The sequence below is a fragment of the Aeribacillus sp. FSL K6-8210 genome (assembly GCF_037963925.1).
GTDB lineage: Bacteria > Bacillota > Bacilli > Bacillales > Aeribacillaceae > Aeribacillus > Aeribacillus composti.
Map to the genome: position 1 here is coordinate 2225330 of NZ_CP150172.1, position 17806 is coordinate 2243135.

15 protein-coding genes are annotated in these 17806 nt (G+C 40.6%); all 15 read right to left on the reverse strand.

What is annotated here, in order from left to right; translation table 11 throughout:
• Nucleotides 1-22: 22 nt before the first annotated feature.
• The gene (gene miaA / locus NSQ41_RS10605) at nucleotides 23-976 is read right to left on the reverse strand and encodes a tRNA (adenosine(37)-N6)-dimethylallyltransferase MiaA (protein ID WP_339209893.1); all 954 of its coding nucleotides are present in this window, start codon (nucleotides 974-976) and stop codon (nucleotides 23-25) included.
• 226 nt (nucleotides 977-1202) lie between these two features.
• Complete coding sequence (mutL, locus tag NSQ41_RS10610; RefSeq protein ID WP_339209894.1) at nucleotides 1203-3101, reverse strand: DNA mismatch repair endonuclease MutL; 1899 nt, start codon at nucleotides 3099-3101, stop codon at nucleotides 1203-1205.
• A gap of 9 nt (nucleotides 3102-3110) precedes the next feature.
• On the reverse strand, nucleotides 3111-5729 hold the full coding sequence (mutS, locus tag NSQ41_RS10615) for a DNA mismatch repair protein MutS (protein ID WP_094246006.1): 2619 nt from the start codon (nucleotides 5727-5729) through the stop codon (nucleotides 3111-3113).
• A 513-nt stretch (nucleotides 5730-6242) separates the two neighbouring features.
• Nucleotides 6243-6797: an outer spore coat protein CotE gene (gene cotE, locus NSQ41_RS10620; RefSeq protein ID WP_339196461.1), complete on the reverse strand. Its 555-nt coding sequence runs from the start codon at nucleotides 6795-6797 to the stop codon at nucleotides 6243-6245.
• A 242-nt stretch (nucleotides 6798-7039) separates the two neighbouring features.
• Complete coding sequence (locus NSQ41_RS10625) at nucleotides 7040-7465, reverse strand: RicAFT regulatory complex protein RicA family protein (protein WP_063386735.1); 426 nt, start codon at nucleotides 7463-7465, stop codon at nucleotides 7040-7042.
• Nucleotides 7465-8997, reverse strand: a complete 1533-nt coding sequence (gene miaB, locus NSQ41_RS10630) for a tRNA (N6-isopentenyl adenosine(37)-C2)-methylthiotransferase MiaB (protein ID WP_094246007.1) — start codon at nucleotides 8995-8997, stop codon at nucleotides 7465-7467. The genes NSQ41_RS10625 and miaB overlap by 1 nt, the downstream gene beginning before the upstream one ends.
• Nucleotides 8998-9200: 203 nt before the next feature.
• Nucleotides 9201-10067: a 2-oxoacid:ferredoxin oxidoreductase subunit beta gene (locus NSQ41_RS10635; RefSeq protein WP_063386733.1), complete on the reverse strand. Its 867-nt coding sequence runs from the start codon at nucleotides 10065-10067 to the stop codon at nucleotides 9201-9203.
• On the reverse strand, nucleotides 10068-11825 hold the full coding sequence (locus NSQ41_RS10640; protein WP_339209895.1) for a 2-oxoacid:acceptor oxidoreductase subunit alpha: 1758 nt from the start codon (nucleotides 11823-11825) through the stop codon (nucleotides 10068-10070).
• Nucleotides 11826-12195: 370 nt separating this feature from the next.
• Complete coding sequence (gene spoVS / locus NSQ41_RS10645; protein WP_003181955.1) at nucleotides 12196-12456, reverse strand: stage V sporulation protein SpoVS; 261 nt, start codon at nucleotides 12454-12456, stop codon at nucleotides 12196-12198.
• Nucleotides 12457-12809: 353 nt separating this feature from the next.
• Entirely contained in the window at nucleotides 12810-13145 is a 336-nt protein-coding gene (locus NSQ41_RS10650) for a transposase (RefSeq protein WP_339211614.1), read from the reverse strand.
• Nucleotides 13145-13549 (reverse strand): transposase, encoded by a 405-nt coding sequence (locus NSQ41_RS10655; RefSeq protein ID WP_339209896.1) that lies wholly within the window; start codon nucleotides 13547-13549, stop codon nucleotides 13145-13147. Before NSQ41_RS10655 ends, NSQ41_RS10650 begins: the two co-directional genes overlap by 1 nt.
• A gap of 84 nt (nucleotides 13550-13633) precedes the next feature.
• Entirely contained in the window at nucleotides 13634-13918 is a 285-nt protein-coding gene (locus tag NSQ41_RS10660; protein WP_339209897.1) for a DUF4372 domain-containing protein, read from the reverse strand.
• 126 nt (nucleotides 13919-14044) lie between these two features.
• Nucleotides 14045-14839: a TIGR00282 family metallophosphoesterase gene (locus NSQ41_RS10665; protein ID WP_339209898.1), complete on the reverse strand. Its 795-nt coding sequence runs from the start codon at nucleotides 14837-14839 to the stop codon at nucleotides 14045-14047.
• Between the two features lie 82 nt (nucleotides 14840-14921).
• Entirely contained in the window at nucleotides 14922-16481 is a 1560-nt protein-coding gene (rny, locus tag NSQ41_RS10670) for a ribonuclease Y (protein WP_063386730.1), read from the reverse strand.
• A gap of 248 nt (nucleotides 16482-16729) precedes the next feature.
• Complete coding sequence (recA, locus tag NSQ41_RS10675; protein ID WP_063386751.1) at nucleotides 16730-17740, reverse strand: recombinase RecA; 1011 nt, start codon at nucleotides 17738-17740, stop codon at nucleotides 16730-16732.
• Between the last annotated feature and the right edge of the window lie 66 nt (nucleotides 17741-17806).

Sequence of the window (17806 nt, forward strand, 5' to 3'; positions counted from 1 at the left end):
CTCCTCATATCCTCTATATTTATTATTTCTTCTCAGAAAGAAGCTTTCCTGCTATATAATGAAAAATTTCACTAACTTTTTCTTCCATCGCGACAGGCGGAGTCATATCAAACCATTTGACATTCATTTTGTTTCGAAACCATGTTAGTTGCCTTTTCGCATATCTTCTTGTGTTTTTTTTCAACGTTTCAATTGCTTCTGCAAGAGAAGCCTTGTCATCAAAAAAATCGTATAATTCTTTATATCCAATCGCCTGCGCAGATTGTACACCGCGAACTCCAGAATCATACAGCGATTTTGCTTCTTCAATCAAACCTTCCTCAATCATTTCGTCAACTCTTTTATCAATGCGTTGATACAATACATCGCGGTCCATCGTAAGGCCGATAATGGCAGTATGATAGCGCTCATTTGCTTCATGCGTCTTTATATGCTCGCTCATTTTTTTTCCTGTTTTATAGTAAATTTCTAAAGCACGGATGACTCTCCTAGCATTGTTTGGATGAATTCGTTCTGCACTGTCAGGGTCGATTTCCTGTAAACGTTCGTGTAATGCTAAATTCCCATGCTCATGCAAAAAATTTTCCAGTTCTTTTCTTATTTCAGGGTCAGATTGAATATCGGAAAATTGGTAATCATCATATAGAACCGCTTGAATGTACAAGCCTGTTCCCCCAACAATCATCGGCATTTTTCCGCGCTTTGTTATCGAGGCAATTGCTTTTCTCGCAAGCTCTTGAAACTCGGCAACGGAGAATTCTTCCGAAGGATTCTTTAAGTCAATTAAATGATGGGGGATTCCTTCCATTTCATGCTCTTTTATCTTTGCTGTTCCGATATCCATTCCTTTATAAATCTGCATGGAATCGCCGCTGATAATTTCGCCGTTTAATTTTTTGGCTAATTCAATGCTTAGTTTCGTCTTTCCGACAGCAGTTGGGCCAATTAAAACAACAAGTCTATCCTTTTCTTCCATATTGACCACACTTTCAAAAAATACTCACTGTTTCATCGTATCATGATTTTTAAGAAAACACCAATGTATTATACCCTTTTTCATCATAGAGTATACTCTTTTCAATTGATTTCATATTCTCTTTATACTGCTCTAATCCGAAAAAAACAACTTTTGTCCAATCATTGCCCTCATCTCCATTTACCTCATAACTTGACAACGATCTTTTACATGCAGCAGAAAACTATTACATAACCCTCTTAAACATTTTTTCCAGCTCATAGGTGGAAAAATGAATGATGATCGGCCGGCCATGAGGGCAAGTAAATGGATCTGACGCTTTTCTTAGCGATTCTAGCAACGCGAATATTTCTTCATTGTTTAAATATTTATTCGCTTTAATTGATCCTTTGCAGCTCATCATGATGGCTGCATCTTCTCTAAGCTTGTGGATATCCGTCTTTTTTTCATCAAGCACCTGCTGGATCAGCTCTTCAATAATTTCTTTTTCTTCACCTTGCGGAAACCATGTTGGATGAGATCGAATGATATAGGTGTTCGGTCCAAAATTCTCCAAAAACACTCCGACCTCAGCCAGCTCTTCTTTATGCTCTTCGATCACCATGACTTCATCAGAGGAAAAGCTCAGTGTTAGGGGAACAAGCATTTCCTGCACTTCGCTCGCCACTTCCCCAACTTTTTCGCGAAAATATTCATATTTGATTCTTTCTTGGGCAGCATGCTGATCGATTATATATAATCCTTTTTCATTTTGCGCCAAAATGTAAGTGCCGTGCATCTGTCCAATTGGATACATTGGAGGAACTCGGCTTTCATCCAACCTATTATTGTCCGAAACCTTCTCTTCATGTTCTTCGTTGTTATTTGGCAAATACTCTTGTACTTCAGTTTCTCCATCGACAACTGGAGGTTCAGCTATTTTTTCAGAGGAAAAGGATTGTTGCTGCTCTTCATCCGCTCCTCTATGATCAATCGAATACAAATCATCTTCGTTCCATTGATTGTCAGCCGTTTTTGGTTGAAACGTCCATTCTGGATCCTGTTTTTCCTCATTGATCAGATGTTCAAATTGGATCTCCTGCTGCACATTTACCGGGTGCTCTTTTTTCTTTTTGACAGTATCAGAGGTTGGGATAAGCTCTTTTTTCTTAAATGCATCCTGGATGCCTTTTGCGATGACTTCAAATAATTCCGCTTCTTTGCTGATTCTGACCTCCAGTTTGGCAGGATGAACATTTACGTCCACTAAGATCGGATCCATTTCAATATGAAGATAGACGACCGGAAAACGCCCTATAGGCAGGAGCGTATGGTACCCTTCTTCCACCGCCTTCGTAATGGAATGATTTTTAATAAATCTTCCGTTGATCATCGTAGAAATATAGTTTTTGGATGCTCTTGTCACTTCCGGCAACGATAAATAGCCGCGTATGTCAAAATCAAGCGAACGGAAATGGACTGGAAACATTTTTTTCGCAATGGGAACCCCGTAAATCGCTGCAAGAACTTGCCTTACATCTCCTTTGCCGTTCGTATATAGAAGCCGCCGGCCGTTATGCGTAAATTTAAACGATATGTTTGGATAGCTCAGCGCAAGACGATTGACTATGTCGGTTATTCTCCCAAGCTCCGTATTCAAGCTTTTCATATACTTCAATCGCGCCGGCGTATTGAAAAACAGGTTCGTGACCGTAATGTCCGTTCCTTTTCGACTTGATGCTGTCTCTTTTGCTGTTACCTTCCCGCCGATTAAAGTAATTTTCGTCCCGGGTTTATCCCCAGTGCTAGTTTTCATTTCCAGATGAGAAACGGCGGCAATCGAAGGCAGCGCTTCGCCCCGGAAACCGAGAGTTCGGATGCGGAATAAATCCGCTTCATCTTTAATTTTGCTTGTTGCATGCCGCTTAAACGCCTTTTCGCAATCATCTGGCTCCATTCCGTCCCCATTGTCCACGACGCGAATTTTGCTCAAACCGCCTTCTTCCGCCTCAATTTCTATCACTGTGCTGTTTGCATCAATCGCATTTTCGACTAGTTCTTTCACAACAGAAGCCGGCCGCTCCACGACTTCCCCAGCGGCAATTTTGTTGGATAAACTAGCATCCATAAGGATGATTTTTCCCATCATCATCACCTATTTCAATTTCTTTTGGATGTCATACAGTGTGTTTAATGCTTCAAGAGGCGTCATATCCAATAGATCTAAGGAAGAAATGATGGAGAGCACCTCTTTTTCCTTTGATGAAAGCTTTTTCCCTGCCGGCTCTTTTTTCTTCTCTGCTATTTCATCGCCGAATAAAGAAAGCTGGCTTGGCTCCGCAGAATACTCGATGCTCCGTTCCACCGAATGCTCGATGACGGATGGTGTATGTTTCTCTTTCTGATTGTCTCCTTCCAGTTTGCTCAATATTTCTTTTGCCCTTTGGATAAGAATTTCAGGAAGCTCCGCAAGCTCAGCAACATGAATTCCGTAGCTTTGATCAGCCGCCCCTTCATCCACTTTATGGAGAAAAACAACCTTTCCGTTTTCCTCTATTGCCTTAACATGGACGTTCTGCACATTTTGCAATTCATCTCCGAGCACGGTTAATTCGTGATAATGGGTCGAGAACAATGTTTTGGCTCCGATGTGGTCGTGAATGTATTCGATTATCGCTTGAGCAAGCGCCATGCCGTCATATGTCGATGTCCCGCGCCCGATTTCATCAAATAAAATCAAGCTTTGATTCGTGGCATGTACAATCGCATTTTTGGCTTCCAGCATTTCCACCATAAACGTACTTTGCCCTGATACTAAATCGTCCGCCGCTCCAATTCTAGTAAAAATTTGGTCAAAGATCGGCAGAACCGCTTCGCTGGCAGGGACAAAGCAGCCGATTTGCGCCAAAACAGCCGTTAAAGCAATTTGCCGCATGTACGTACTTTTTCCTGACATGTTTGGACCGGTAATTAAAAGAATGTTCCTTCCTTCTTTCATCCAGCAATCATTCGGAACATAGTTTTCGGATTCCATCACTTTTTCTACGACTGGATGACGACCATCTTTAATGTAAAGCTCGGAGTCGGAAAAGGACGGTTTCGTATAATGTCGTTCTTCGCTGATTACAGCAAAGCATTGCAGGCAGTCAAGCTCGGCAATCTTTTTAGCCAAGAGCTGCAATCTAGGAATATATTGCTTTACTTCGTCGCGAATTTGCACGAACAATTCATACTCAAGATCAACGATTTTTTCTTCCGCTTCTAAAATCAATGCTTCTTTCTCTTTCAGCTCTGGTGTCACATAACGTTCGGCATTGGCCAGCGTCTGTTTCCGTTCATATCTTCCTTCATCCAAAAGATGAAGATTCGCTTTCGTTACTTCAATATAATATCCAAACACTTTGTTGTAGCCGATTTTAAGCGATTTAATTCCTGTCAGCTCTCTTTCTCTCTTTTCCAGCTCTGCTATCCACGTTTTTCCGTTTCTCGCTGCATCTCTGTAGCGATCCAATTCTTCGTTAAATCCGTCCTTAATGATGTTCCCTTCTTTGACTGAAATTGGCGGGTTTTCGATGATTGCTTTTTGAAGCAACTCCTTCAAGCTTTCACAAGGATCAATTTCTTTTTTTATTTGCTCCGAATCAGCAATTCCTAACGAAGCAACGATTGTGCGGATCTCAGGAATTTTTTCAAGCGACTTTTTCAATTGAATCAGATCTCTTGCGTTTGCATTTCCGAACGCAATTTTTCCCGACAGTCTTTCTAAGTCATATACTTCCTTCAGCAATTCCCTTAGTTCTTCTCTTTCGATATAGCGGTCGATCAACATTCCAACGATATTTTGCCGCTTTTCAATTTCTTTTTTGTCAATAAGAGGACGGTCAATCCATTGCTTCAGCAGACGCGCGCCCATAGCTGTTTTCGTCTCATCTAGCAGCCAAAGAAGGGAGCCTTTTTTTCCTTTCGACCGAATCGTCTCGGTCAGCTCCAAATTTCTTTTCGAGTACATATCAATTTTCAAATATTGATTTAATTGATAAAACTCCACCTTTTGCAAATGCTCTAGCGTCCGTTTTTGCGTCCGTTCTAAATAGTTGTATAGCCTTGCAAACGTTATTTTCAGCCGCTGATCTTGCAAATGTCCTGCAATGCTGTCTAATTTTTCAAGATAAGCTGCGTCTTTTTCAATCGAAAATGTCACAGGCTGTCTTTCTAATATCATTTTTTTCAGTTTCTCAGGAAAATCATCTGCCACTACAATCTCTTTCACTTGGCGGGAATAAAGCTCGCCCAAGCAGTCCTCCATTGTGGAGAGAAGGGTGACATATGATTCCCCTGTCGTAATATCTGTCAAAGCTAGGCCGAAAAGCGCTTCAAAGACCGTAACGGAAGCAATATATTGGTTGTCTTTCTCGCCTAGCCCTTTTCCTTCCATTAATGTCCCTGGTGTAATGAGCTGAACGACTTCCCGCTTCACAACACCTTTTGCTTGTTTCGGATCTTCTGTTTGTTCACAAATCGCCACCTTATAGCCCTTTTCAATGAGCTGTTCGATGTAGCTTGAGGCTGAGTGATACGGCACCCCGCACATCGGGATTCTTTCCTCGCCCCCGCCATCACGGCTTGTTAACGTAATTTCCAATTCTTGAGAAGCCTTGATGGCATCCTCAAAAAACATTTCATAAAAATCGCCTAAACGAAAAAATAAAAAGGCATCCTGATAGTCTGCCTTGATGTTTAAATATTGCTGTATCATTGGCGTGTATTGTGCCATGTTCATCCCCCGACTGTATGTAAAAGTTAACATCTTTTATTATAGCACAAACTCTTTATTCCGAAAAAAACTTATTCGCTCAAATAACCTATGACAAAACAATAAAACTAATAAGCACGTACATGATTATTCGCAATTTTGTTTATTGCGTCAACCTTTGACATAAAAAATAAAGAAGCATGTTCATGATTAATGGCGGATTTGTTTATTCCTTTAAACTTTTGACATAAAAAATTAAGAAGCAGGTGCGTGATTATCGCAAATTAGTTTTTTCCGTTAAACCTTTGACATAAAAAACTAGGAAGCAAGGGCACGATTATTCGCAGATTATTTATTCCGTCAAACATTTGACTAAAAAACAAGGAAACCAGCGCGTGATTATCGCAAATTAGTTTTTTCCGTCAAATCTTTGACATAAAAAACAGGAAGCTAGTACACGATTATTCACAGATTTGTTTATGCCGCCAAACCTTTGACATAAAAAAACTAGGAAGCAGCCCTCCTAGTTTTTTATTATTCTTCTGGCTCACCTTCTAAAAGCTCTGGCGTCAAATCTTCTATTTCATCCTCTAAATCCTCTTCCCAATCATCCCATTCCTCATCGGATTCAGACAAGTTGCTAGGATGGACGGAGACGACCACTTTCGTTTCTCCGATGACCTCTGCTAAAAATTCTCTTTCTACTTGAACCACAATGTTTTCGCCGTTTGGAGAAATGGTGACTTCCAGACAATTCGGCTGCTGCAAAACACGGGCAACCACTTCGTTCTCGTCATCTAAATAGTTGTCATCTTTATATCGTAATTTTAACACATCTGTATACTTGACACGCTCTGTAACTACTTCTGTTTTCGTATTTTCATCAAATGAATACCAAACGTTAATATCATATGTTCCCTCGATTTCAACTGTTTTCCCCCGTTTTTGCGCATCATATTTATGGTTAATAATCCAACCACCCAAAATACTTGCTGGTTTCTTCTCAGGACTAATCGTATGTGTTGCTTGAGTAAACTTTCGACCTTTTGCTACTACCGCTTTCGTTATGATTTCCCTATATTCTGCCATTTGCCAAACCCTCCTCAAAACGATCGTAAAAAGATTTTCGCTAGGACAAGCTCGATATTTTCATAAATCCTTCTAGTTCATTCTATGCATGAGCCAGAAAATATGTACCAAAAATTAAAAAAGACGCTGACGCGTCTTTAAACAAAATGAGGGAGGGTTGGCCGAAATCATAGAAATACCGATTGTTCATAAGCTCAAACGGTTTTTATTTTTTCAAAAATAGCCTGAAAACCTTAATACGATTAATGGCAAGATCCATGTTTATTCCGAATTTGGGCGCCTGTTTCACCCGTTAACAGATTACCTCCAGTTGAACGAATAATTTCATTTGTCACATGGTTTGAAATTGTATTCGCTACTAATTGAAGAAGATCGTTAACTTCAATTTGCGATTCTTTAAATTGCTGGACGATCGGAATTTGATCTAATTCTTCATACAGGCTGTCAATTTTCTCCTCCACTTGTTTGAGAGCTTCATGCTTTCCGAAATGCTGAAAATTGACGGCTTGTTTTTGCAGGCTTTTAATGCTGGCAATCATTTCCCGAACTTTTTGATTTTCGTTAATTTGTTCTTCCGCTTTTTTAAAGAAGTCAACTTGCTCTGTTTCGGCTATCATTTGCGCCAGTTCTTTTGCCTTTTCTAAAATATCGTCTTTCGTATACGCCATTACAATGTCACCCCAATTTGCTCTTCCACCATTTCTCCATCAAGAGTCCAGGTTTTGGCTTTTGTAATTTTTACTTTTACAAGCTGACCAATCGCCGATTTCGGACCTTTAAAGTTAACTAGTTTATTTTTTCTCGTATACCCTGCCAAAATGTCAGGATTGTTTTTGCTCTCGCCTTCAACTAATACCTCAACGACTTTGCCTTCATATTCTTTCATTTTTTGGGCGGAAATTTCGTTGACTAATGCATTTAATCGCTGCAGCCGTTCTTTTTTCACTTCCATCGGGACATTATCTTTCATTTTAGCAGCAGGCGTTCCTTCCCGAGGCGAATAAATGAACGTATAGGCACTGTCAAAGCCGACTTCGCGATAGAGGGAGAGTGTTTCTTCAAACTGCTCATCCGTCTCATTTGGAAAGCCGACAATGATATCAGTCGTTAACGAAACGTTTGGAATCGCCTTTTTAATTTTTTGCACTAATTCTAAATACTGTTCGCGCGTATATTTGCGTGCCATCAATTTCAATATTTCCGAGCTGCCTGACTGCACCGGAAGATGGATATGATCGACAAGGTTGCCGCCTTTGGCCAAAACTTCAATTAAACGGTCGTCAAAATCTTTCGGGTGACTTGTGGTAAAACGAATTCTGGCGATATCGATTTTTCGAAGCTCGTCCATTAAATCGCCTAGGCCGTATTTGATATCGTCAAAATCTTTCCCGTAGGCATTTACGTTTTGACCAAGTAACGTGATTTCTTTATACCCTTGCGCTGCAAGGTGGCGAACTTCTTGAATAATATCCTCCGGTCTGCGGCTCCGTTCTTTGCCTCGAGTGTACGGAACAATGCAATATGTGCAAAATTTGTCGCAGCCGTACATAATATTGACCCAAGCTTTAATATTTCCTTTCCGGACTTTCGGAAGGTTTTCAATCACATCGCCTTCTTTTGACCAAACCTCCACGACCATTTCCTTCGACATGTACGCTTCATTCAACAAATGCGGAAGGCGGTGAATGTTGTGTGTTCCAAAAATTAAATCAACATATTGGTACTGCTTTAAAATTTTGTTGACAACAGATTCTTCTTGGGACATGCAGCCGCAAACACCTAAGATAAGATCCGGCTTTTCCATTTTGAGCGGCTTCAAATGCCCAATTTCCCCAAATACTTTGTTTTCAGCGTTTTCCCTGATCGCACATGTGTTTAACAAAATAACATCAGCATCTTCTGTGCTGTCAGTCGGCTTATATCCGAGCTGCATAAAAATACCGGCCATCACTTCCGTATCATGTTCATTCATTTGACATCCGTATGTGCGAATATAAAACTTTCTGCCTTCTCCCATTCCTTTTAAATGTTCAGGAATGACAAAATCTTTATGGTATTTCACTTCTTCTTTTCCGCGCTTTTTCGCATCTTTTAAAGAAGGCGGAATGTAAACACGCTCGAAATACTTACTGTAATCCTTCTCGGATTTTTTGTCCGAAGGATTCACAAACGTGGTTGCTAATCGTTGTTTTTCATTCATGGCGCATTACTCCTTCATGTTTAAAAGTGTACACTGTTTTATAGTATATCGTGTTAAGTAGCAGAACACAATATTGCACCATTATTTTATAATAAAGACACTTTTTTTAAAAATTTTCGATACAAGATTTCTAGAAATAAGCTAAAAGTAGATTTCTTCCTTTAACAATTGAAATCAAAAAAAGAGAGAGGGGAACCCCTCTCCTACATAAACTCTGCTACTAATTCGTCAAATTTTTCTTTGCTAAGTTTCAGTTCAGCTTTTGCAAGCGGCACTTCGCCGAATCCTGGAACAAGCTCTTCATATGGTTTTTGTTCTTTATTTTGATAAATAAGACCTGTTACAAGACCGTTATATTCCATTAACGTTTGCATGGCAAGTTTTTTGTCAGAAGGATCATATCCTTCAATATCTTTCAGCTTTGTTAAATTCTCTTTAAACCAGTCGTATGTGTTCACTTTGTTATAAGTAACGCAAGGACTGAACACGTTGATAAAGGAAAAGCCTTTATGCTGAATTGCTTGTTCGATCAAGGAAGTTAAATCTTTTAAATCTGTCGAAAAGCTTTGCGCAACAAACGTAGCACCTGCTGTTAACGCCAATTCCATTACGGACAGCGGAGATTCAATTGAACCTTGCGGGGTGCTTTTTGTTTTAAAACCGACATCACTTCTTGGGGACGTTTGTCCTTTTGTTAACCCGTAAATTTGGTTGTCCATCACAATATACGTAATGTCGATATTTCTTCTCATCGAATGAATGGTATGCGCCGTACCAATAGCAAACCCATCGCCGTCACCGCCAGCTGCTATGACCGTTAAATCTTGGTTCGCCATTTTTACGCCTTGTGCGATCGGCAGCGCACGACCGTGAATTCCATGGAAGCCGTAAGAATATATATAACCTGAAATCCTTCCTGAGCATCCAATTCCGGAAATGACTGCAAGCTGATGCGGTTCCAAACCGACATTAGCCGCTGCCCTCTGTATAGCTGCTTGAACCGAGAAATCGCCGCAACCCGGACACCAATTCGGTTTGACATTGTTGCGAAAATCTTTAAAAGTGGCCATTTAGAACAACACTCCTTGTTTTGTGAACTCCTTGCTTTGCGTATAAATTTCATTCGGCAGGAACGGGTTTCCGTCATATTTTAATAGAGATTGAATTTTGTCAGCAAATCCGACATTCATTTTTATAAGATTTGCTAATTGTCCTGTTGCATTATGCTCCACAACGATGACTTGTTTAGCCTTTTCAATGAGCGGGCGAATTTCCTCTTTCGGGAATGGATGAATGAGACGGATGTGCGCATGGTTCACTTTCACTCCGTCTTCTTCTAGACGTTCCATCGCTTCCTCAATGGCCCCTCTTGTCGAAATGTAGCCAATGAACAAAATATCCGGCTCTTCATGCTTGTCATTTTTATGAACTTTATTGTTGAACTCTATTTGTTCTAATTTGCGAAGCCGTTTTTCCATTTGCGCCTTTCTGTTTGCGGCAGCTTCCGAAGGTTTTCCGGTTTCATCGTGCTCAACACCTGTCACATGGTGGATGCCGTTTTTCATTCCAGGAATCACTCGCGGCGATATACCGTCTTCTGTTATTTCATAGCGTTTGAAATACCCTTGATTGCCTGCTTCCGGAACTAATTCTTCATTTAATAGTTTTCCGCGCCGAATTTGGATAGATTCATAGGAAAGAGGTTCAACCGTTTGCTTACCAAGAGAAAGCTGCAAATCAGAAAGTACAATCACAGGGCATTGGTACTCTTCCGCTAAGTTAAACGCCTCAACGGTATCATAAAATGCTTCTTCCACCGTGCTCGGTGCAATAACAATTTTTGGTATCTCTCCATGTGTTCCGTAAATCATAGCCATTAAATCCGATTGCTCCTGCTTAGTTGGAAGTCCAGTGCTCGGACCACCGCGCTGTGTATCAACTATGACTAGCGGAGTTTCCGTCATGCCTGACAGACCGATCGATTCCATCATTAATGATAAACCTGGACCAGCAGAGGAAGTAAATGCCCTAGCGCCAGCATAGTTGGCTCCAATCGCCATTGTGGCTGCAGCGATTTCGTCTTCCGTCTGAATGACAGCTCCTCCTAAATCTGGAAGCTTTTTAATCAAATATTCCATAATTTCCGAAGCGGGAGTAATCGGATAGGCAGCCATAAAGCGTGCACCAGCGGCAATCGCACCTAGAGCGATGGCGTCGTTTCCAATCATGAACATCCGCTTTTGACCATCCGCTTTTTCCAAATAAAGATCTGAACGGTCAAACCCTAATTCTTCTTTTAAATATTGGGCGCCTTTTCTAATCGCCTCCATGTTGTTTAAGACGACTTGATCGCCTTTTCTTCCGTAAGTGTCTTGTACAACTTCCTGAAATAATGACGGGTCAAGATTCAAAATTGCGCTTGTTGCACCGATTGCAACCATGTTCTTCATTAAAGATGTTCCCAGCTCTGAAGCGATTTCCGTAAAAGGTACTGAATATAAGGAAACATTGCTTCCTTCAGGGATTTTCGGTCCAAACTTTGCATCGGCAAGAATAACTCCGCCGTCCCGCAATTCGTGAAAATTAAAATCGATCGTTTCTTGGTCAAAAGCAACAAGAATATCTAAATCATCGCTTATCGTTCGAACTTTCTTCGTGCTGACACGAATTTTATTGTTTGTATGTCCCCCTTTAATTCGTGAAGAAAAGTGGCGGTATCCATATAGGTAATAACCAAGCCGGTTGAGCGTAATTGCAAAGACTTCTCCTGTACTTTCGATTCCTTCTCCTTGCTGCCCACCGACTTTCCATGAGAGTTGGTTTACCATTTCTATGTTACACTCCTTTGGATCTAAAATATCTTTATCATTTCCGGTATTTTAGAGGCCCACTGCCCTGCCGAAAAGTCTATGATGATGAATTATGCTATTTTTAGCCATAATAACCTTGTTCTGGCAGCAAAACCACCATACCTTAAAATTTTTGGGATAATCCTAAACGATTTCAATTTTATCCCTAAATAATCAAAATTACAAGTTTAAATGCTTGTAATGACAAAAAATTTTAAATATTCACCATTCTTCATTTCTGTATAATGAAATTATAATAAAACCGATAAATATTATCAACATTTTAAGCAAAAAACAGTCTGCAACCGATAAGGAGTGCAGACTGTTTAGCTAATTTATTTAAAACATGTTATCTCGGCTCAACAATCAATTTAATGGCTGTTCGTTCTTCACCGTCTATTTGAATATCTGTAAATGCCGGAATACAAATTAAGTCAACACCACTCGGAGCTACAAATCCTCTTGCTATCGCTACCGCTTTTACAGCTTGATTCAATGCTCCAGCTCCAATCGCTTGAATTTCGGCGGCTCCACGCTCCCTTAGCACCCCTGCTAGCGCTCCGGCGACAGAATTCGGATTAGATTTTGCTGAAACTTTTAATATTTCCATTTCCTAGTTCCCCCTTCATTTTTTACAATGGTTCGTGAAAATTTATTGGAACAAATGCTGTTAGATGCATTGTTCAAAAGACCCATCACCTCTTGAACAATTGGTTCCATCCCATAGTTACTATATTCCCTAAAGTTTAGCAGTATTCCTGCTTATTTTTAATTTTTTTTATTTAATTTCAGTAGCGTTGCATAAAAAATAAAAACATTTTATGCAGAATTTTCTGAATAAAATATTTTATGATAAACGAAAAACAAGGCAGTAACCAACTAAAGGTGATCACTATCCATTTGGTAATAAATGTATTTGTTTTATTGTTACATGGCTACTGCGCTTCGCCGACTTTTTTCAACTCATTCCCGTTGAATTCGTTCCACCCACACGGTACTTGGTTTCCAAAGAAAAACGCGAAGCCAACGATAAATCTGAGTGAGAGAATGTTTCGATTTCATTTCAAGTTGAATAAGAATGAGTAAACAGTAAGAAATCAGAGCTAAGTAAACCTGATTTTCTACAGCTTCTGGACTCGTTCCATAAAGATGTTTGAGTGTTAAACGTTGCTTAATCCACTTAAAAAATAGTTCAATGGCCCATCGAGAACGATAGATATCACCAAGTTCTTCTGGATTTAGGTCGAATCGGTTCGTAATGATTCGAATTCGATTCCCGTCCGAATCGAATGTTTCGATTAATCGAAAGACATTTCCCTTCGTTTTTGTGGTGTCCCAATGACCACCATCGAATCAGATAAAATAGAGGAATTGGATGGGACAGAGAATGATTCAAGAAATCGAACATAGGCATTCTTTTTCAGACGGGAGGCGAAAAAGAGGCCTTTATCACAGTAATAATCGAACTTTTCGTAGTCTACATAACCACGATCAAACACGTACATGGCATCTGTTTCGTCGATCAGTTGTTCCATTTGTGTTCGATCATTGTTCCCTGCTGGGGTCATGACCATTTTTTCCGGATAAACCGTATCTTCATTGACAAACACCAGTCGTAAATGAACCTTAATTCCCGACTTCGTTTTGCGAAACGTAGCCCATTGATATTTTTTCAGATTCAGTGAAATGGTCGTAGAATCCACGATTTTTAAGCCACTCACCTGACTGGAGGAATTCGTGGACATCTGGCGGATTTGATTCACTAAATCCAGAAAAATTTCTGCGGGTCATTCGGGTTTTACTTGGCGATGTTTTCGAGAAAGTTGTGAAGCACTAATAGATGTCAATCCTAATTCTCGCTGAAAATCATCCAGTAACGCATCATCGGCGATGGCGCGCAGTCCTTCTCGTTGTTGAAGTTGAGCATGCAAAAACAAAAGTAAATACGCTTTTGTGGTTAATTTTTTCGTATATTTATCTTGTTTCATCTCTTCAATTCTTTGTGTAAATTTAACAGAATTGAGAGGAGTGACCCATTTACCAAATGAAGAAAATAGTGTATCCTTGTCCATAGGCTTCATCCTTTATATTGGATTTGGACAGGGACCACCTGTACCATCCATTATAAAGGATTTTTTTATGGACTTTTTTCAATTCGGAATTTTCGAATTAAATTAATGCAACGCTAGTGATTTAATTTATTCAAAATAAACGTGATCATCATTGATTAATATTCGTTTGATCGATTTCGCTTTGCCGGTTCCTTCCTCAATTTCCACTAATACGGCATTCAATTGTCCTCTGCCTTCATTGATTTCAAACCGAACAGGGAGATTCGTTAAAAATTTTTTTAATACTGCTTCCCTGTCAACTCCTAAAATACCGTCATATGGTCCTGTCATCCCGGCATCGGTAATAAATGCCGTTCCTTTATCTAAAATTCTTTCATCGGCAGTTTGAACGTGTGTATGAGTGCCAACCACTGCGGAAACTTTCCCATCCAAATACCAGCCCATCGCTTGTTTTTCGCTCGTTGCTTCCGCATGAAAATCAACAAAAATATATGGAGTTCTTTTCTTCGCTTCTTGAATCAATTCATCCGCTTTCCGAAAAGGGCAATCGATTGCCGGCAAAAATGTTCTTCCCTGGAGGTTTATGACTGCAAGCTCTTTTCCATCCGCTTCCACGTACACGATTCCTTTTCCTGGTGTGCCTTCAGGAAAGTTAGCCGGTCGAACCAACGCTTTTGCTTCATCGATAAATTCAAAAATTTCTTTTTTATCCCAAGTATGGTTGCCCATTGTCACTGCCTGAACTCCCAATGAAAGAAGCTTCTGGTAAATTTTCATAGTTATTCCTTTGCCATGTGCAGAATTTTCACCATTGACAATTGTTACTTCAGGATTATATTTTTTCTTCAGCTTCGGCAAATATTGTTCAACCATTTCTCTCCCTTTTGCTCCTACCACATCGCCTACAAATAAAACTTTCATGATGAATTCCTTTCTAAATGTTTATTATATAGTTTTGCATAAATTGAAAAAAAAATAAAGCGGCACATTTTCATGTACCACTTTATTTGGCATATTCAACCGCACGAGTTTCCCTAATGACGGTCACTTTAATATGTCCAGGGTAGTCAAGCTCTTCTTCGATCCGCTTGCGAATATCTCTTGCTAATCGATGAGCTTCTAAATCATCTATTGCATCCGGTTTTACCATGATGCGAACTTCGCGGCCTGCTTGAATGGCGTACGATTTTTCCACACCTTCAAACGACTCGGAAATTTCCTCCAATTTTTCAAGCCTGCGAATATAATTTTCAAGCGTTTCACTGCGAGCACCCGGCCGTGCTGCCGATAAAGCATCAGCCGCTGCAACTAAAACCGCAATTACCGATGTCGGTTCTTCATCCCCATGATGGGAAGCAATGCTGTTGATGACAACAGGGTGTTCTTTATACTTCGTTGCCAGCTCCACGCCGATTTCAACATGGCTTCCTTCTACTTCGTGGTCAATGGCTTTTCCGATGTCGTGCAGAAGCCCTGCACGTCTTGCAAGGATTTGATCCTCACCTAATTCGGCAGCCATCAATCCGGTTAAAAAGGCAACCTCTATTGAATGCTTCAGCACGTTCTGGCCATAGCTCGTTCGAAATTTCAATCTGCCTAAAATTTTGATCAAATCCGGATGAAGACCGTGAACGCCTACTTCAAATGTCGTTTGTTCTCCGATTTCCCTAATATGCTCGTCCACTTCCCGCCGCGATTTTTCCACCATTTCTTCAATTCGCGCTGGATGAATGCGCCCGTCTTGAACAAGCTTGTCAAGCGCAATTCTTGCTGTTTCACGGCGAATCGGATCAAATCCTGATAAAATAACCGCTTCCGGTGTATCGTCGATGATGAGGTCGATCCCTGTCAACGTTTCAAGAGTGCGGATATTTCTTCCTTCTCTGCCGATAATTCTGCCTTTCATTTCGTCATTTGGCAAATTCACAACAGAAACGGTCGTTTCAGCCACATGATCTGCTGCACAGCGCTGTATAGCAAGGGAAAGAATTGCCTTTGCTTTTTTGTCTGCTTCTTCTTTCGCCTTTGTTTCTGCTTCTTTCACCATTACAGCAATATCATGAGAAAGTTCCTTTTCCACTCGTTCAAGGATGATTTGTTTCGCCTCTTCACGCGATAAACCCGAAATGCGTTCAAGCTCTATTTGTCCTTCTTGCACCATCTTTTCCACTTTGCTTTCCATCTCTTCAATATGCTGTTGTCTTTCATTTAGAGAATCTTCTTTTTTATCTAGCATCGCCTCACGCTTATCTAATGATTCATCTTTTCGATCGAGATTCTCCTCTTTTTGCATTAAACGGTTTTCTTGTTTTTGAAGTTCATTTCTTCTTTCGCGAATTTCTTTTTCTACTTCCAAACGAAGCTTATGAATTTCATCCTTTGCTTCCAGAAGCGCTTCTTTTTTCGTTGCTTCAGCTTCACGCTTAGCATCTTCAAGAATTTGTTCCGCGGCGTTTTTTGCACCCGCTATTTTCGCTTCAGCAATGGATTTTCGAACAAAATAACCAACAACTGCACCGACGATTAGGCCAAGCAAAATGGAGATGATTTCAATGAGTTCCATTCTTTCACCTCCTCTTGCTATGAACTTGTCACAAAGAAAGTGTCGGCATTACACATTTACTCTCCCGATAACATTTTCCAAAAAAATATGTTAAATATATTGCAAAAATGAAAAAATATACATATCCATTTTAAATGTGGGAATAACCCTTGTCAAGTTTTCATCTTGTCGAACAAAGGATGGGGCTTTTTTTGACCAAAAAAATAAGACCGGCTACTTCGCCAGCCTTACGCTAAGATGTGCGTACATTATTCATCCAAAAGCTCGAACGTTTCCTGCCCCTCTTGCACAGGTTCATTCGTTTCAAGGCCATATGCCTTGCGAATTTCTTGCTGAATGGCATCGCGAATATCCGGATTTTCGCGCAAAAATTGCTTTGCATTTTCTCTTCCTTGTCCTAAACGCTCCTCTTGGTAAGAATACCACGAACCGCTTTTTTGTATAATATCCAATTCCGTTCCCAGGTCGATGATTTCTCCTTCTTTTGAAATCCCTTCCCCGTACATGATATCAACTTCTGCCGTTCTAAAAGGAGGCGCTACTTTGTTTTTGACAACTTTAATTTTCGTTTTGTTTCCTACCATATCATTTCCTTGTTTCAGCTGTTCAGCTCTGCGCACTTCAAGGCGGACAGATGAGTAAAATTTCAGCGCGCGTCCCCCTGGAGTTGTCTCGGGATTTCCGAACATGACGCCCACTTTTTCCCTTATTTGATTAATAAAAATCGCAATGGTTTTCGACTTGCTGATGGCTCCTGAAAGCTTCCGAAGCGCTTGCGACATAAGACGCGCCTGCAATCCGACATGCGCATCGCCCATTTCGCCTTCAATTTCCGCTTTTGGGACGAGTGCTGCGACCGAGTCAATGACAATGATGTCGACTGCACCGCTGCGAACGAGAGCTTCTGCAATCTCAAGAGCCTGCTCGCCGGTATCGGGCTGCGACAAAAGCAGTTCATCAATATTAACACCTAAATTTTGCGCATAGACAGGGTCGAGCGCATGTTCCGCATCGATGAACGCTGCTTGCCCGCCTAGAGCTTGAACTTCAGCAATGGCATGAAGGGCCACTGTCGTTTTACCGGAGCTTTCCGGTCCATATATTTCAATAATCCGACCTCGAGGATATCCGCCGACGCCAAGAGCTGCATCCAATGCCAGCGATCCGCTTGGAACTGTTGAAACTTTTCGCTCAGCTTGTTCTCCAAGCTTCATTATCGAACCTTTTCCGAATTGTTTTTCAATCTGTTTTAACGCCATTTCCAAGGCAGCTTGACGATCATGATTCAATACAATTTCCTCCTTAAAAAATTGATAGCTTCAAAA